Annotated in this window: 16 protein-coding genes; 4 read left to right on the forward strand and 12 right to left on the reverse strand. The window is 41.1% G+C overall.

Features of this window, described 5'->3' with window-relative positions:
• Nucleotides 1-360: 360 nt before the first annotated feature.
• Nucleotides 361-516 (forward strand): hypothetical protein, encoded by a 156-nt coding sequence (locus tag ABXR35_RS09665; protein WP_367058795.1) that lies wholly within the window; start codon nt 361-363, stop codon nt 514-516.
• Here the strand turns inward: ABXR35_RS09665 and ABXR35_RS09670 are convergent.
• From ABXR35_RS09670 to ABXR35_RS09705, 8 genes are all read right to left on the reverse strand, one after another.
• Complete coding sequence (locus ABXR35_RS09670; RefSeq protein ID WP_367058798.1) at nt 504-743, reverse strand: hypothetical protein; 240 nt, start codon at nt 741-743, stop codon at nt 504-506. The two genes, ABXR35_RS09665 and ABXR35_RS09670, sit on opposite strands and share 13 nt — an antisense overlap.
• Before the next feature lie 116 nt (nt 744-859).
• A complete protein-coding gene (locus ABXR35_RS09675; protein WP_367058799.1) occupies nt 860-1,747 on the reverse strand; it encodes a toll/interleukin-1 receptor domain-containing protein in 888 nt (295 codons plus the stop codon).
• A gap of 40 nt (nt 1,748-1,787) precedes the next feature.
• The gene (locus ABXR35_RS09680; RefSeq protein WP_367058802.1) at nt 1,788-3,803 is read right to left on the reverse strand and encodes a TIR domain-containing protein; all 2,016 of its coding nucleotides are present in this window, start codon (nt 3,801-3,803) and stop codon (nt 1,788-1,790) included.
• Nucleotides 3,804-3,847: 44 nt separating this feature from the next.
• Nucleotides 3,848-4,471: a TIR domain-containing protein gene (locus ABXR35_RS09685; RefSeq protein WP_367058804.1), complete on the reverse strand. Its 624-nt coding sequence runs from the start codon at nt 4,469-4,471 to the stop codon at nt 3,848-3,850.
• Between the two features lie 13 nt (nt 4,472-4,484).
• The gene (locus ABXR35_RS09690; protein ID WP_367058807.1) at nt 4,485-5,492 is read right to left on the reverse strand and encodes a toll/interleukin-1 receptor domain-containing protein; all 1,008 of its coding nucleotides are present in this window, start codon (nt 5,490-5,492) and stop codon (nt 4,485-4,487) included.
• Nucleotides 5,493-5,530: 38 nt separating this feature from the next.
• Entirely contained in the window at nt 5,531-6,100 is a 570-nt protein-coding gene (locus ABXR35_RS09695; protein ID WP_367058810.1) for a restriction endonuclease, read from the reverse strand.
• A 46-nt stretch (nt 6,101-6,146) separates the two neighbouring features.
• Nucleotides 6,147-8,111 carry a 3'-5' exonuclease gene (locus tag ABXR35_RS09700; protein ID WP_367058813.1) on the reverse strand — a complete coding sequence of 655 codons (1,965 nt, stop codon included), beginning with the start codon at nt 8,109-8,111 and terminating at the stop codon, nt 6,147-6,149.
• 313 nt (nt 8,112-8,424) lie between these two features.
• A complete protein-coding gene (locus ABXR35_RS09705) occupies nt 8,425-8,667 on the reverse strand; it encodes a hypothetical protein (RefSeq protein WP_367058816.1) in 243 nt (80 codons plus the stop codon).
• 291 nt (nt 8,668-8,958) lie between these two features.
• On the opposite strand from ABXR35_RS09705, the gene ABXR35_RS09710 reads away from it, so the two are divergent.
• Nucleotides 8,959-10,020, forward strand: coding sequence for a hypothetical protein (locus tag ABXR35_RS09710; RefSeq protein ID WP_367058819.1), 1,062 nt, complete (start codon nt 8,959-8,961; stop codon nt 10,018-10,020).
• Nucleotides 10,021-10,140: 120 nt separating this feature from the next.
• On the forward strand, nt 10,141-10,848 hold the full coding sequence (locus ABXR35_RS09715) for a hypothetical protein (protein WP_367058822.1): 708 nt from the start codon (nt 10,141-10,143) through the stop codon (nt 10,846-10,848).
• A gap of 48 nt (nt 10,849-10,896) precedes the next feature.
• On the opposite strand, the gene ABXR35_RS09720 is transcribed toward ABXR35_RS09715, so the two are convergent.
• The 3 genes from ABXR35_RS09720 to ABXR35_RS09730 all read right to left on the reverse strand — a co-directional run bounded on the left by ABXR35_RS09720 (nt 10,897) and on the right by ABXR35_RS09730 (nt 14,021).
• Complete coding sequence (locus tag ABXR35_RS09720; RefSeq protein WP_367058825.1) at nt 10,897-11,310, reverse strand: hypothetical protein; 414 nt, start codon at nt 11,308-11,310, stop codon at nt 10,897-10,899.
• 456 nt (nt 11,311-11,766) lie between these two features.
• Nucleotides 11,767-13,380, reverse strand: coding sequence for a right-handed parallel beta-helix repeat-containing protein (locus ABXR35_RS09725; protein WP_367058828.1), 1,614 nt, complete (start codon nt 13,378-13,380; stop codon nt 11,767-11,769).
• A 128-nt stretch (nt 13,381-13,508) separates the two neighbouring features.
• Nucleotides 13,509-14,021, reverse strand: a complete 513-nt coding sequence (locus ABXR35_RS09730) for a DUF3221 domain-containing protein (RefSeq protein WP_367058831.1) — start codon at nt 14,019-14,021, stop codon at nt 13,509-13,511.
• A 306-nt stretch (nt 14,022-14,327) separates the two neighbouring features.
• Between ABXR35_RS09730 and ABXR35_RS09735 the strand changes: the two genes are divergently transcribed.
• Nucleotides 14,328-15,704, forward strand: coding sequence for a VWA domain-containing protein (locus ABXR35_RS09735; protein WP_367058834.1), 1,377 nt, complete (start codon nt 14,328-14,330; stop codon nt 15,702-15,704).
• A gap of 84 nt (nt 15,705-15,788) precedes the next feature.
• Here ABXR35_RS09735 and ABXR35_RS09740 read toward each other — a convergent pair whose 3' ends face one another.
• Nucleotides 15,789-16,394: a DUF1836 domain-containing protein gene (locus ABXR35_RS09740; RefSeq protein ID WP_367058837.1), complete on the reverse strand. Its 606-nt coding sequence runs from the start codon at nt 16,392-16,394 to the stop codon at nt 15,789-15,791.
• Nucleotides 16,395-16,523 lie beyond the last annotated feature (129 nt).

Raw genomic sequence — 16,523 nt, forward strand, 5'->3', positions numbered from 1 at the left:
TGACGATTACGTATTATAGTGGGGGCTGTTATACGAAGTCAAATTTCGCGATGTCGGCAAAAGGACATTTTCACATCAACACAAAAGCGCCTGTGACGGGAATCCCGCTACAGACGCCATTTGATCCATATCCTTGTCGGCACAATCTGAGGAAACACGCGATACACTGAGATTCTACGATGCTGCTACGTTTCATTATGTTTCATACAGATGATTAGAGCGAAGAAATGAGCGAAATATTATATTTCTTTTATGGAATAGAGATGGGATGAACAAGTACTCTGCCCTATAGCCCTTTGTACTTTCGATCTGATATGCTGACTGAATGGGTTAGATCACCAAGAAAGGGAACTCACACTTATGAATGATGAGACGACATATGATGAACTGATGGAATATTTTACGATGCGGCGGAAAATTGAATTTCTGTATAAAGATATCTCGTATGCCTTTCTGTCGGTGAAAGGTGGATTTGTGCTGGTGCGCGAGAATCGTGAATGTAGCTACGCATGGTGATCTTGTTGGATTTGAAAAGGGGCTGTATTGCTCGTGCTTAGATGCTGTTGAAAACGCTGGATTTCGTTCATCGCTTGCTGCTCCTTACCGAAGAACCCGACGGTAAAGGCAGATTCGACGGTTCTGTCTCCAGCGTAGGCAGATAGGACAGTTGCATTGTCTGAGGTTTCGGCGGTGAGCGCAATGGCTTGGACACAGATTTTTTGATTTTGGCTGATGATCCACATATGTAAAATACTCCTCTCGTAAGTAGCTATGAGAGGAGTATAGAATAAAGTTAAGGTATTGGGAATATGAGGAAACAAATCGTTGCATATATTAATGTTGATGAAACGGAATGATACTATTCATTACGAATTTCTTTTAACTTGTTTAATATCGATCCAATATAACTATTAATATTTTGATTTGAGTTAACTATTATTATGCTGTGTTGATTAAGGGACTGTAATAAAATACTATATTCGGAGAATACTTTTTCTCTTATTTCTTCTCTTATCATCATTAAAGTGTAATACTTCTCTTTTTTTCTTTTAATATTTATAGCCATATCCAATTCAAATTTGCACCATTTCGATTCTAAAAAATCTTTAGTTATATAAAATAAAACAATATCAGCATCTTGTAAGCCAGAAATAATTTCGCTTTCCAAAATTTCTATATTTGCGTTTTGAGCTAATCTAAACTTATCTAGCCACGACAATTCATTAATAGCAGTAAAATAAGGAATAATTTTTTCTAGCTCTTGCTTTTGTTTAGAAGAATGGCTCAAAAAAATAGTTGTATCACCTTTTATCTTCTCAAACGCATTGTATCCTTTTTCTTTTAATCTTTGAATATGGTCAATTGATAACTTTTCTTGCTTTAATAGTACATGTCTATCATTATACCAAAATCCATATAAAGCTAACTTAGCTGTAAGTGAATCATTTATTGATATATAATCGAATCCTCTATCACCAATCCTATAAAATAGTATCTTTGATGATAAATCAGGTCTATAGATACCAATCCCTAGAAATTTTTCCTTAATTTCTTGAAGTTCATGTTGTTCATTTGTAGAGTATGACATGTGAACATATAACTCTAAATTAGACGGTATATTATTAATATATACTGCTAATTCTTTTAAAGCCGGGTATTTATATTTATCTGCCAATTTACCTAGCATCTCAAAAATTAGATTTCTATTCTCAAAGTAGTTAAACTCAATAATAAAATCTTGATCCATGTAGATACCTTCCTATCTTAATCTAATATATGAATATCAATTACTTACATATATTTTGAAGTCCTTTAAATACAAGAAATAAAGCCTCGTCTATAAAACTAGTTTCAAAAAGCTTTATATTTTCCTCATATGTTAATCCATTATTTAAAATTGAATTTGAAATTGACATAAGTACTTCTTCATCCGTTTTCACATCTATTCCTTGTTCAGAACATAAATCTAGTAACTGCTTATAACCTGGATTGTTTTGTATTTGCCATTTTTTTGTTAGTTCTTCTGATAGCGATTTATTTTTGAAAGATTCACAAATGCTTGCTGTTACTCCTCCAAATCCTCCCAAAAGATACACTGGCGTACTTTTACTATTTGCAAACAAAATTTCTTCTAATATTCCAGGTAAAATACCTTTATAACCTGTGATTCTTCCGCCAGCACAAATTCTCACATTACATTTCGTATTTATTTCTCGTCGCATTTCTGTTAAGTTTCTACTCCATACATATAAATTCGGTGTATTAACAGGAGGTAAAAATGAATCAATATTCGGTATGAATTTTAATACGTCCTTAGCTGGTTCCAATTCTATCATTGCAGCGACTGATATATAACTTGCCTTCCAGTTTTTCACGTGCTCACTATCTTTTAAATATATTGGCCATGCTATATAATTTTCTAATTGCTTCTTATTATTCATTGCTCTTGTTTGATAGGCTAGAGACTCATTAAAAATAAATTCAGTAAATCCTCCTCCTCTAAGATCTCCACCATAAACAATTCGAGCACCTCGAGAAATTAAATGTCTTGTCAAATCTTGAGATAGTTGGATCAAGTGCGCAGAAGTTTGTCCAATAATTGATAATTCTTCAGAAGAAGGTTCAGAAATAGAAATTCCAAATACTAGATTTTCCAAAGATCCATAATTCATTGTTAACGGAGTACAACATGAAATACCCAACTTACTCAAAAAATTTATTTCCTCTGAATAAACTGGAGGTTCTGGATAAAATAATCTTTTAATTCTACTTGCTATAAATCCATCTTCATTCGTCGATAGTATCTTCTCAATATCCGATACCTCAGGAGGTCGAGATAGTATTTCGTCTTCATCATTTATTACTCCAACCGATTTATATTGCTTTAGTAGCAGTTGAGCATAAAAATATCTAACAGTTTCTAATAAGGCAGCACTTAATATTTTCAACAAATCAATTTTAGTCGGTTCATTATTAAAATTAAAATGAATTGCAGGTATATTAGTAGCAAAAGGAAACCTTCTATCTTCAAACTCTTCTAAAGAATCTACAGCAATTATAGGACGATTATTGTCTTTTGCACTAATTATTTCTCTTTGACACCAATATCTTGATGAGTAAGAATCAGTATGGATAGCAATAACTGTAGAGTTCTTTATATTTTCTACAATTTCATTGTCAAATCTGTATCCTGGAGCAATATCTGTTGCATCAAAAAAATTACGCATCGCGCTGTTATCAATTAGCTTTTTCAATGCTTCTGCTATAACAACTCCACTTTCTCCATTTTTAGTATGACTTAAAAATAACTTTAGAGCAGTATCTTTACTATTCGTCATCATTTCAAAGTTTTCATTTAGTGCGTATCTATAAATCTCATGGGTAATTGAAATAAAAAAAATTTCTTTTGAATACTCCTTGTCAAATTCATAATATCTTATAAAATTTTTATCATTAATTTCATGATGTTTGAAAGCAAGATTATCCAAAGCAATAGGAATACATATTAGGTCTTTTTGTTTTAACAACCTTGATGTATAAGTCATCCATTCTTTATCTATGATTAAATCTCTGCCAACAAAAATAAAAACTATATTTTTTTGAGATAAACTTTTGATTTCTTGCGGAACTCCTTTATGCGTACTTGTTCTATAATAAACCGGAAGATTCATTGATCTTGAGAAAGGCTTTTCTACATCTCGTGATAATAAAGAAAAACAATAATCGAATATAGGTTGAACTTCTAAAGAGTTAGAGGGATACCAAACAAAGTGCACAGAAACAGGTGGATTAAATTGATTCATTTTATTTCTCCTTATCAATTCAGTATTTCATAAGTTAATTATTTTCAAAACCAAAATCCCCCAAAATTTCTAGCTTCTATTTTAGGTGTTTTTGGTAAAAGTCTTTTTTTGACATCAAAATTTTTGTTGCGCTTTTCAAAAGCTTGATTAATATAGGTTTCAGGACAAATAATAAAGGCAGAAAATTTCACAATAGCACAATATACTTCTTGATCTGTATAGTGTGCTAAGCTTCCTAAATACTCGTGATTTCTATATACCAAATCAGGTAGATAATATTTATATAAATTTGTTTGTAACCTTACTGCTCTATTACAATTACAACTTAGAGATTTACACGTATTATATTCAAATATTTTCTCGTAAATTTCGTCTCTAACTATTGCCAATAATCCGCTATAATTAGGACCCCAAAGTGAAGCTTGAATTTCTGAGTTGATGAAAGGTCGTTGTGCCGTTTCGCTTCCAACTATTACAATTGTGACTGTTGAATCCGCTAAAAAATCTCTTCTTATAATCTTCATAATAGTATCTTGTTGATTGCTAGTATTGATATCATTATCAGAAACTGATTTATCTATAAAGTTTACTTTCCCAAAATTTTTAACGATATAATCTTTAATATCTTGATCATTTTTATGATGGTAACTTAAAAATGTTTTATGCATTCTTCAATCCCCTCTATTTTCTAATTAAAGATTTTTTTATAAGGTCTAGTAATTCCCCATTTAATTCGGTTCTATTTTTTACATCGTATATTTTAAGACCTCTAGCTCTTTTAGGTATTATACGAGTACCATCACTGTTAAATATCCAAATATTCATTTTTCCTTCTTCATGCAAATTAAGTGCCAATTCTAATTCGTCAAAACACCAAGGACTACAAGCATATTCTTTACACCAAGTTGCTATAAATGTATTAGATTTAGAAACCCACTCTTGAATTTCTTTTTCTATATTTTTCCCAGTACCAAAATCTCTTTCATCTCTATAAACTTCAATATTTCGACGACGCAAAACCGTTTCAATAAAATCAGCTTCATACGGCCTTAACTTAGGATAACTAATAAAACACTTTAGATCACCGAAATCTTTATAATGATTCTCTTGAAAAACCTTGTTTAATTCGTTTATTTTTGTTTTTTTATTTAAAACATCTATATTTTTTCCTAATCGATCTTTGAGTTCAAATTGTTTACGAATAAATAACTTTTCAGCTGCTCCGCCAAAAAAACTAAATGGCAGTATGTTTTTACCCTTAGACTCTGCCAATAGCAATAACATATTCGCAGAACCTTCATATTTCCCCCCTATAGAAATTACTAAGTCGCATTCATCCAATGCCTGTAACTGACATAGAAGCCAGGAATAATTATCAGCTGCTATACAAGAGATTTTTTTTATATTCAAGTCAAAAAATTCATTGTTCAATTTATTATCTATTTCGTTTTCAACATTTTCTTTATTAGGATGATACAGTTTGACCGGGAATGAATTTATCTGTTCACTTTGTGAGAATCCTCGTAGTATCCAATAATCAGCACTATCCTCAAATAAACTACAAACATTTAACGAATAATCATTTTCTGCTAATATTTTGCCAATTTTTTTACAAGTATTTTCAAAACTTTTTTTATTGTATTGACGCAATTCTTGATTAAATTTCCCTATTATAAAGCATCTTCTCATGATATCTCCTTAATAAAACGAGTCTTTTAGTTTCTAAATCAACTTTTTATTTTAACTGCTAAAATCATCTCCACTAACTCATCCCGCGCAATCAATCGCACATTATTAGACAACGCTAAATTCTTCGCCTGCTGCGTATACTCGCTATTCGTCACAACCCATCCAGCCGATGCTTTATAATGAGCAATCGCACCATGCACCTCCTGCACAGCCTTCAATCCAACATTTTTGCTATAGCGTTTCGCCTGCACTACGATCTTCTCTCCATTCCGGCTAATCACCAGATCGGCGCCATAATCACCTTGAGCACGAGTCGCGTTTGCCTTGTATCCTTGCAATCGAAATAACTGCTCCAAATACTTTTCAAACTGAATCCCATCCATCTTGTCGATCTGTGCAATGCCGGAACGTCGTAACCGAGCAACTTTGGCTTCATGGATCAAATACGCGATTGCTGCTATTACGATCAAAGCAATCACAGCGATCACTCCTGCTGCTATCAGACTTTTTGTAAAATACAGAGTTCCTGTGCCAATCAATACGACCAGCGCCCCCATTGCGTTAAACGTTTCTTGCTGCTGTTTCTTCTTGCTTCGTCTACGTGCCATTTCTATTTCCCCTTTTATCTGTATCATCTATTGAAAATCGATCTGCTCATTTCTCCACGGTCAGATGCGCCTTCTCATCCACCCACTTCGCGAATCCTTCCACCTTGCTATAACTCAAATACAGATGCTCCATCGCCCGTGTCATCCCGATATAGAACCGCGACACCTCTTCATCCCAATCCTCTTCCTTCGCCTTCTCTCTCGGCATACCATCCACGTTCACGATGAACACCGCTCGGAAGTCCATTCCCTTCGCGCTATCGATCGTTGAGATTTTCACGCTAGGATGATTGCGGTCGAAGTTGTCTTTGGTTTTTTTGTTCTCGGTAAACCAGTTGTGCGGGATACTGTTGTTGTCCAGCTCCTGACGGATCGCATCCACGATAAAGGCATTTTTATAGCTGCCCTTCACCCGATACAGAATAACCATATCGGTGTATTCCACTTTTTTGTCCTCATGCAGATGCTTCATCTGTTCGACCACCCATTGCATCTCTTCCTGAATGGAATGACAGCGACGCATTTGTGGTTCGGGACCTCTCCGCTTCGTTCCCTGCGGTGGGATGATCTCGGCGGGTTCATTAGCAGTGATCGTGGTTTGGAATTTGTCCTTTAGCTTGGAATGGGAACGGTAGAAATCCCATGCAAAGTTAACGATTTGCGATGTATTGCGGTAGTTGATGCTCAGTATTTTGGAGCGACCGCGGAAGTCTAGCCCGGTGTTACGCGATAGGCTGACTTTGCGTCGGAAGATCTTTTGCGCTTTGTCCTCTACGATGAGCAGAGACTGGGTATCTGGGTTCAGTACTTTGCTGATCACTTCCAGCCATTGCGGTTCGAGATCCTGTCCTTCGTCGATCAGGATGGCATCGTATTGAGGCGCAGTTACTTCGCCACTCTCCATTTGATCCAGCAGCTCGGCAATTTGGCGTTCGTTTTCCTTTTCACTTTTGGAAAATTTCAATGGAAACTGCTTGTACAACCAGTCATGGAACGTGCCAATCTCTAGCTGTCGGTTCAACGGGTCGTCTGCGTGATCATCTTCTGTCTGCGATTCCATTGCCGACCATTCAAATAAGTCTTCCGGTTCGTTCAGCTTATGCCGGATCATGCTGCGAATATTGCAGGATAGCGGGCTTCCGTAGCAGAGAACCAAGATGCGCCATTCTGGATGTTCGTGCAGCAAGGTACGGGCGCGGGTGGCAAGGATCAGCGTCTTGCCGCTGCCTGCCACGCCACGAATAAGCCGATGTCGATCACCGATCTGACGGGCGAGTGACTCCTGATGCAGATCCATCGCCTGAATGTTATGCAGCGACAGCAGCAGGTCATCCTGATAATAACCGCGTTGACGAATATCGGCAGAGATGCGGACTTCGGGAAACAAATGATACCGGATCGCCTTCAGATCCTCTTCACTCAGCCATTGCCGCTGGTGAAACGGATGCGGGAACATGCTGGTCAAGCGTTCCAGCAGATGGTCGGCATGGAATTGTTCGTCGTCGGGATCGATCTCCTCGCGGGTAAGCAACAGATTCAGGTCGATGCAGCGATGAATCTCGTTGCGGATGATCTGCGCTTCTTTCATACGGGTGAAGACGACGCCGTAACCGTAGCGGAATTTGAGACTATTGGCGTAAGCGCCTTCTTGTTGCAGCAGGTTGCGGTCTTTTTTCAGTTTGTTATGAATATGGAAGGCGTAGTTGCGTGCCTGTGTGATTGGGTTTTTGACGGTTTCCAGACTGCCGGTGCCTTTTTGTGTATGTAATTGCCACTCATCTGGGCTTAACGTGTGTAGGGTGTTCTCGGTATAATCCTTCACTTCGAGTACAAGCAGACCGAGATCGGGACCGATGATCACGTAGTCGGGTCGACGGTGATGACCGTTGTTGATATGGGGTTCGTAATAGACGATATAGTCGTCGGGAAGATGTTTGCGGAAGGTGTTGAATAGAATGCGTTCTCCATTGGTTGCCGTACTCGGAATCGTTTCCGGGATCATATAAGCCATCTGTGGTATACTCCTTGCTGCCGCCGATTCCGATCGGTCTGTTTCCAGTGCTTCTGGAATGCTGACGGGTATGAATTTTTAGTTTTTAGGTATATTGACTTGTGCCATAAGAGGTAAATAATTGAATTATTTTCCTACATCATACATCGTTTGGACTATGAATGGAATACCTATTTTTCTATTTTATGTATGATCTATCTGTATTTTAATATTTTTCAAACAAAAAGAAGCCAATCTTATATCGCTATCGATGCGATTGGATTGGCTTCTGGTGTGTCGTCTGTTATGTGTGTGAACTGCTTTTGCAGCTATGTTATTGTGGCTTCATCCATTTGCTGACGGCGTAGCAGACCGAGAAGAACACGCCCACTAATACACTGAACAGTGTGGCATTGAACAGACATTCCATTACGTATTGATCCATGGATAGTTGTATTTGTATATTCGGTTCCTCTGCCGAGAGAGGCATCGTCCGTTTGGTTAGAAATGAATAAAATAGACCTGTGACGAATCCGTATATCATATATTTCACTAGCTGCTGTTCGAACTTGCTCATCATAACCTCCCTGATCTATGTATGGCATATCACTATTGGAACTATTGGTAGAATTCCCCTCCTTTCTGTCTATTATGCAGGTTGTTGCGGTACAAACTCAAGTATGAATCCTTTGTAAATATAGCGTGCATGTTAGCGATAACAAGCTGTTTTGCGAATCATTTTGCCCATTACTCCACACACATTTTTAATAAATGGATAAATAAGGTTAAAAAGTAAAATATAAGTTGTAAAGTGAAATGGATTCGGTATAATCATGTTGAAATCCAACCCCAAAGGAGATGAAGAATTATGAAAGTATGGATATGCAGTCTGCTTGTTCTGGTATTATTGTTCAGCTCGATTCCGACTATAGAAGGTACGTCATTGGCACGTGCTGCAACCGCTCCAACTTATGCGCCGCTCTCGACTGCTTCTACGGTAACTAGCGATGCCTATGCTACCGCTCCACAGATAACGACTTCCGCTACAGGTAGTGGTGGAGAATGTTTTCCTCAACTGAATGCTCAATCATCCACCTCTGCGGTCACCGCATCATCGGATACTTACATAACTACCGCTGCTTCATCTATTACGTCCTCACCGAATTTCCCCACCAATCGCACGATGGATACGGCGATTGCACTCACGCCTAATGTTCCAGTCGAAGGCTATATTCCACCTAGTGAAGAAGATTGCGTCTATTTTAAACAAGGCGTATGGTACTCGATCACGGTCGCCAAAAAGCAAAAGGTTACGGCTTTGCTGCTCGTTCCGCCGGGTCTCGATTATAGCTTGTTTATGGGAACAACCGGTTCTTTCCGCAAAGATGGTCCGTACGATCTGCTCAGCTTCGTTGCCGAGCCGGGAACATATTACCTGCATGTAACCGAATGGAGAACAAAGGGTAGCTTGGAGCAGCCGTTCAATCTCAAAGTCATGCTCTACGACCAGTTTGACGATTATGAGCAATATTATGATGATGGACATGCGACAGATGCAGGTGTGAATGTGTACGACCCTACTCCTTTTGTACAGACGATCGACAGCGTATTTGATGAAGATTGGAAATCCTTTTTCCTTTGGGATAAAGGCAAGCTGACTGTCTCCTTGAAGAATCCTTCCCATAGTAAAGGAGTATATAAAGTGGAAGTATGGGATTGGGATAACCACTTAATTACCACCATCCAGCAAAATTCCTCCAAAACCTTTGCCGTACCAGATGGACCTTATTATACACGCGTATATTCCTCTTCCTTCCGTTATGATGCAACAGTTCCGTATTCGCTATCCATAGGATTCGCTGCTGATCCTCAACCGGTGTGTCATGAAGATGAAGAACGACCGTGGGAATGGATATGCGAGTATCCTTGATTGATGTCTTCATCCCCCTATATTGCAAACCAGCATGACATGCAAAGATAATTCTTTACATGGAAAATAAATACAACAAAACGCCTTTCTCCTGTGTGTACTACATAGGAGGGTGATCGTATGAACGTATATCAAAAGAGTCTTAGCATGTTCCCACTCGCTGTATTATTGCTATCCGTAGGCTGTTTAGAGAACAAAGCACCATTCACCGAGGGAGATTCTTCTACACCAGTCCATGCAAAAGAGCCTGTATCTGCTACAGGCTCTCCTTTGCTACAAGAATCATTGTCACCAGCGCTGCCATTTCCAACAATAGAGGAATCTGCGCTTGCAGAGCAGCTTCCGTCGTCAGAGCAAACGAAGGAATTGGAAGTAGCGCCCACTACGCAGCCACTTGCGACTGCTCAGTCGCTCATGACTTCGCAGCAGCCTCAACCGCTTCAGCAAGATGAACTACCTTCACTCGTCGTTCAATCAGGCAAAACGGACATTCCCGTTGTCCAAAGTTCGTATTGTTGGGGGAGTCTCGGTTGCGCTGACTATGTAGCCACTCCGGCGATGCTACGTGATCATAAGCTACCCACAGTATCACCCGGAGCTACGATTGATATTATGTTCCCGTATACGCCGCTTCCTAGTGAGATTCAGCTTCATTCGCTCGGTACGACCGCTTCCGATCATGCTGTCATTTCACTGCAAAACGGGACATTCCATGCACCCACGAATCTTGGGACGTATTATTATACATTTCAGGCAGGGTGGACAAGCGAAGATGGCATGTATTCGATGGGCGATACGTCGTTCGTATTCGGATTTCAGGTTGAATAAGGTCTTCGTACTGTCATGTGTGGTGTACCTCGTATCAGATTCCACTTGTTAGAACGCGGAGGTCATGGCTGGTGCAGCGAAAGGAATGGTCGCTAGTTGCACTGGCACATGCTCGCGTGCTTCGATCTCTTCTTCTTTATGCTTGTACGCATAGCTGTGATGCAGATCGATACCGTCACGCGGAGCTGCATCATATTGTGTGATCATGCCCTCATGCCGTTTGTAGTAATAACGCGCATCAGGATCGTCGGTAAAATGTACTTCCACGCCGAGCATCGGATTGATACCGAAGCTGGCTTTGACATAATCAATATCGTCGGCATTATACTGACGACTGTCCACTAAGTATGCTTCGACTTGACGTTCCATCTGAACCTCACTTGTGTATGCTCCGATCCACACGACCGCTGCGAGCAGCAAAACGGTACTGAAAAACATATTGCGTTTGTTGAACGTATCCATTGATGTACCCCTCCTTTTCAGAATGAGCATCTGTATCACAGCGATGTTGAAGTGAAACCTGTGTACATGAATCATGTGATCGCTATCCTACAGATGCGGAATATATTGATGTACAGGTGGTTCCTTACTACTGCATACGGGATGATTACAGTTACGTTTCATCTTTTTGCTCAAATTTCGTTATTTTAGACGATTTTAGGCGAAATAGGTTCATTTTCGTAAAATACATATGTAATGTTGTACATGGGCAAGAGAAGATGATAAGCGACATTTCTTTGTTGGGATTTGCTTTGCAAGCAGTCTGAAAAGTCTTGAAACGTACTCTTTTAAAAGGCAAAGCCAGCAGATAACGGCTTGTCCGCTACTGCTGGCTGTTTGGAACTCGATTGTATATGAAGTTGTCTTACTCGCGTACCATCCAATCTGTCTTTCATCCATTCCATGAGTACTGCTTGCTTAATGATCTCGTTTAACCTCTCCATCCCAAATGACTCTACCATTGTCGAATTTGTATGGACCAGAACCCGGATTGATGATTGTCATACGATTATATGTGATCGTACCAATGTGTCCACTTCCCCAAACGCCTACGCCAAACTTTGCCGCATTCGTACTGGTATTATCATTGAATGTTACATTATCGATCGGCGTGCTTCCAGCATACACCAGTAGATCGGCATGCCCTCTGCTCGTATCCTGCGCTGTACGATCTACCTTATTATTGTTAATAGTCACTGCGTTCACCGACTGTGTTTGATATGCGGATTCGGTTGCGATATAAATACCTGCCATTTGTGTCAATTGGATCTGGTTGCCTTCAATCCGCACATCATGACCGCCCACTACAGAAATCCCACGCGCTCCCGAGTTATAACCTACATCATTACTTAGAATGCTAATATCGTGTGTAGGGTCTAGATTGCCACTTCCATCCACATCGCCGCCATAGCTGACTACAGCAATGGTATCGTCTCCTACATGCTGAACCTTATTATTCTGTACGGTAATGTGACTGCTACCGTCTGTAAGATGGATGCCGTCAGCATTTGTATTTTGTACGACATTGTTCGTAATGGTGCCACCAGTAGAACGTTTTACCAGTATACCTGCCGTACTTGCTTGATCCACACGTATGCTATCGATTGTAAAATTTGTAGCATTTGTTACAGTGATGCTATTTTTCTCGTTTTCTCCATCTCCGCGAGGTACCGTTGTTTGATACACATGCGACAGATTGCGAATGGCTGGGCTGCTTCCGGTCAGATCAATCGAACCGCGCTCTGGATTGGTCGAGGTCAGAATGGATTGTTCTTTATTTTCCCCCTTCAAGGTGATCCCATCTACTGTTACAATATTGCTCAATTCAAACGTCCCTGCTGGTACGTATACATCCTTGCCCTCGGTCTTCGCCTGCTTGATCGCAGCAGCAATGGCTGCGTCATCTGCCTTGTTATCCCCTGCCACAGCGCCAAAATCCAAGATCGACAAGCTGTGATCATCCGGCACATAAGCGCCCGGTGTAAATACAATCGTTGGATTCCACAGCGTATGGTCAAAGCTAATCGAACCAACACGATTGACGACAAAATGAATCTGCGTTCCCTGCTGCACCGGAATGTTGCTGACACTGCTCGGCTGTACTTCTGAGGTGGTACGGATCGTTTGTGACCACAGGTTAGTACTGTCTTTGATAATCGATGCCGTGATGCCATCGCCGTCGGCACTGCCTTTTTGAACAGAGCCTGTAATGGTAATCTTGCCGCTGTTTGGAGCAATCCATGTGCGTACAGAATCAGCGGTATTGCCCGGATGCTGAGCATTGGATGATACCCAAGGATAGGTTCCGTTCGCATCCCAGCGACTCGATGATGGCTGGTATGTAAGATCCGTGTAGGTCGTGCCATTCTTTTGCTGGTAATGCCAGTTGTTGCCGCCTTGTGCTGAACCAAAGCCAGTCGAGGCTGTGTAGGATATGGAATCTGCTGCCTGTGCGATGCCTACTGTACTCATGCTACCGACGGTCAATACTGCGGCAAGACTCCATGCGCTCCATCTTGTATTCTTTTTCAACGAAATACCCCCTGTCATTTTATAGGTTTTTTGTTAATATTAATTATTAACTTACATCATTAACCTTCTACAACCATATCAAACCTCAATAGATGATCCTGCACAAGGATTTCTTGTATGGAGATCGATCATGGAGATTGTATTGAAATACGCGGTTGATCAGGAACAATCTGCATTTGCGCTAGTTTGCCCTGCGCTGGAAAGGAGGTATCCACATTCGGCGCAAGGATGACATGAATAGCGTCTCCGATACGAATGTCATCGGCTTGAGCTATTCCATCCGTCACAAGCCAAATCGCATGAGGGTTGGCAATATTCAAAATATCATCTACAGAATGTCCATCAACCTGCTCCCGCTGCACATCCCATACAAACAAGATCGCCGGAATCTTGTCTTCCTTCTTATCGATCACATAGCCTGTATATTGCCAACTGCTTTTGAGGGGATCAGCCTCATACGGCGATGTAGAATCGGATGATTCCGTTTTGTTATCGCTCGCGCTTGGGGTAGTATGAGACATTGATTGGTCGTCCAAGGTAACGCTATTCACACGAGTGGTCTGGGTATCCTGAGTATAGACAGAACAACCAGCAATCATCATTATACAAACCATCCCTATAATCATTCCGATACGTCTCATACTACTCATCCCCTTTGGTCTGTAATGATTGACATTCGCTATATCGAGTGTAATTTGTAAGCTTGAGCATAACGTATACAATCTCTGGTTACATGGCGGAGCAACCTTATCAACACAAGATGTATACGTATACATGTATCTGAAATGGAACAAAATGCAACTAATAAAGAATATCTTTCTTCTCACCTTTTGTACCACTATTTTACAATGATTTTAGTTTGACGTGGAAGATTAAAGAACTTATGGTAGAAGATATACTATTCATTCTACTGCATGATCCCAATTTACATACAGGAGGTACACAAGATGGCTGGAGAATCCATTCAACTGAATCAGGGGCAAAATACTAATCTGCCGCCGGGCAATACACTAGATGTTATTATTCAATGCAGCGCTGCACCGTCTACACTGGATGTGAGCTGCTTTATGGTCAATGAGGATGGCAAAGTGCCTTCGGATGACTATTTTATCTTTTACAATCAGAATGTCGATCCGCATCAATCGGTTCAGCTTACCCAAGCCGATGCGTATAGCTCGCGTTTTACATTGGATCTGCAACGATTACAGCAAGCACCGATTAGCAAATGCGTATTTACCGCTACGCTAGAAGGCACTGGTACCTTCGCGCAGGTGACCAACTGCCAAGCAGTATTGCAGATGGGCGGACAACAGATTACATATACACTATCCGAAGTAACATCCGAAACGGCAATCATCCTGATCGAAGTGTACAAGTACAAAGAAGATTTCAAAGTACGCGCCATTGGACGCGGATTCTTCGGCGGATTGCAGCCGTTGGCAGAATCGTTTGGCGTGGAGATCGAAGGTGACGATTCGGCAACGGATGAACAGGCTACGTCTGGATCAACTGCCGCTGCTGCTTCGTCTTCAAGTACGACAGGGCATTCGCCAGCTGGTGCAGACTCCTCAACACCACCTGCTCCCTCTTCTACGACGCAGCCATCTCTTACTCCACCGTCTACAGAATCGGCAGCACCAAAATTAACGGTTCCGTTAACCAAGATTGATCTACTCAAAAACAAAGTCACTTTATCGCTGGAAAAGAAACAAATTGCGCCGATCAAAGCGCGTGTCGCTGTAGTCTTCGATGCGTCTGGATCAATGTATTCGCTGTATAGAAAAGGCATCGTGCAGGAAGCATTTGAACGTGTACTCGCGATTGCAGCGGCGTTTGACGATGATGGTGAATTGGATGTATGGTTCTTTGCCAAGGAGTTTTTACGGGCGAAAAGTGTACGGGCGGAGCAGTATGAGGGGTATATAGAGCGTGCTTATAAGCTGGGCAGCAAGGGTGGAACGAACAACGAGCCACCAGTGATGGAGGATGTCATCCGCAAGTATACGAAGGAAGAACCGAATGTGCATCTGCCGACGTATATTATCTTTTTCAGTGATGGCGGGGTGAGCAGTAAGAGTAAAATCGCCAAGCTGATCATCGACAGCTCGCGTTCTAATCTATTCTGGCAGTTTGTCGGACTGGGCAATGCCAATTATGGCGTATTGCGGGAATTGGATGAGCTGAAAGGGCGCTTTGTGGATAATGCGAATTTCTTTGAGCTGGATGACATCTCGAAGGTGAGCGATGAGGAATTATATGATCGGTTGCTGAATGAGTTTCCGAGTTGGATTGAGGAAGCGAAGCGGAAGAGTATTTTGGCTTGATCATACGTCATGGGCAGGTAGAAATAAAAGGAACGTATCCATTGGAGATACGTTCCTTTTTGCATTTCTATCGTGATGTACAACCTACCGTTCACATGCCTGAGCAATATCTTCTTTCCGCTGCTCCTGCTCGGCTTCGTATTCCAAGCCCGTAATCTTCTCCGCTAGAATCTTGCCCGCGTTCGCCAGTGTCGCCATTTTCAGTGAAAATCCTGCCAGCATCTCTTCTTGCGAACCTTCTGCTTGATCGCGCAGTTGTCGTCCTTCCTGCTTTGCCATCTCCATTGTATAACGGGAGGCTTCCTCTTGCTCCTCGCAGAAATGATTGTAAATCTCGCCTAGCGTCCGCGTCTGCAATTGAGTTGCAATCATCGCCTGAATGGTACCAATCGGCAACACAGGCTTCAGGTTGCAGATCATGATCAGATAGGCAATATGCTCACGGGAATACCGTTTTTTTACCGTCGGCGGAATGATCTTCTGCTTGACGTAGTTGTTGATCATGGACGGCGTAATCAGCTTGCCTGCGGCTTCGCCGGGGAATTGGCGAAATTGATACTCTAGCCATTCGACCAGCTGATCCATATAAATGCCGATGACAGGGAGTTGTTCCCAACGCGGAAAGCGGTACGCTACTTTCCCTTCGCCCCATTCCTTCAATTGATCCAACAATGGATATTGCGATTTCATTGATCTTGCCTCCTTTGATTTACGTATGTAGGGGTGTAGATGCTTGTATGTATGTTTATCATATTCAAAAATTTGAATATAAGCCAACCTATCTTCTTTTCCATTATACCGAATAAATCGCAAAACAAA

The sequence above is a fragment of the Paenibacillus sp. JQZ6Y-1 genome (genome assembly GCF_040719145.1).
Taxonomy (GTDB): Bacteria; Bacillota; Bacilli; order Paenibacillales; family Paenibacillaceae; genus Saccharibacillus; species Saccharibacillus kandeliae.

Coding starts and splice junctions, on each gene's coding strand:
- ABXR35_RS09690 (WP_367058807.1), bottom strand. CDS start 5,492: ATGAGAAGATGCTTTATAATAGGGAAATTTAATCAAGAATTGCGTCAA.
- ABXR35_RS09730 (WP_367058831.1), bottom strand. CDS start 14,021: ATGAGACGTATCGGAATGATTATAGGGATGGTTTGTATAATGATGATT.
- ABXR35_RS09670 (WP_367058798.1), bottom strand. CDS start 743: ATGTGGATCATCAGCCAAAATCAAAAAATCTGTGTCCAAGCCATTGCG.
- ABXR35_RS09710 (WP_367058819.1), top strand. CDS start 8,959: ATGAAAGTATGGATATGCAGTCTGCTTGTTCTGGTATTATTGTTCAGC.
- ABXR35_RS09685 (WP_367058804.1), bottom strand. CDS start 4,471: ATGCATAAAACATTTTTAAGTTACCATCATAAAAATGATCAAGATATT.
- ABXR35_RS09700 (WP_367058813.1), bottom strand. CDS start 8,111: ATGGCTTATATGATCCCGGAAACGATTCCGAGTACGGCAACCAATGGA.
- ABXR35_RS09715 (WP_367058822.1), top strand. CDS start 10,141: ATGAACGTATATCAAAAGAGTCTTAGCATGTTCCCACTCGCTGTATTA.
- ABXR35_RS09740 (WP_367058837.1), bottom strand. CDS start 16,394: ATGAAATCGCAATATCCATTGTTGGATCAATTGAAGGAATGGGGCGAA.
- ABXR35_RS09695 (WP_367058810.1), bottom strand. CDS start 6,100: ATGGCACGTAGACGAAGCAAGAAGAAACAGCAGCAAGAAACGTTTAAC.
- ABXR35_RS09705 (WP_367058816.1), bottom strand. CDS start 8,667: ATGAGCAAGTTCGAACAGCAGCTAGTGAAATATATGATATACGGATTC.
- ABXR35_RS09720 (WP_367058825.1), bottom strand. CDS start 11,310: ATGGATACGTTCAACAAACGCAATATGTTTTTCAGTACCGTTTTGCTG.
- ABXR35_RS09680 (WP_367058802.1), bottom strand. CDS start 3,803: ATGAATCAATTTAATCCACCTGTTTCTGTGCACTTTGTTTGGTATCCC.
- ABXR35_RS09735 (WP_367058834.1), top strand. CDS start 14,328: ATGGCTGGAGAATCCATTCAACTGAATCAGGGGCAAAATACTAATCTG.
- ABXR35_RS09675 (WP_367058799.1), bottom strand. CDS start 1,747: ATGGATCAAGATTTTATTATTGAGTTTAACTACTTTGAGAATAGAAAT.
- ABXR35_RS09665 (WP_367058795.1), top strand. CDS start 361: ATGAATGATGAGACGACATATGATGAACTGATGGAATATTTTACGATG.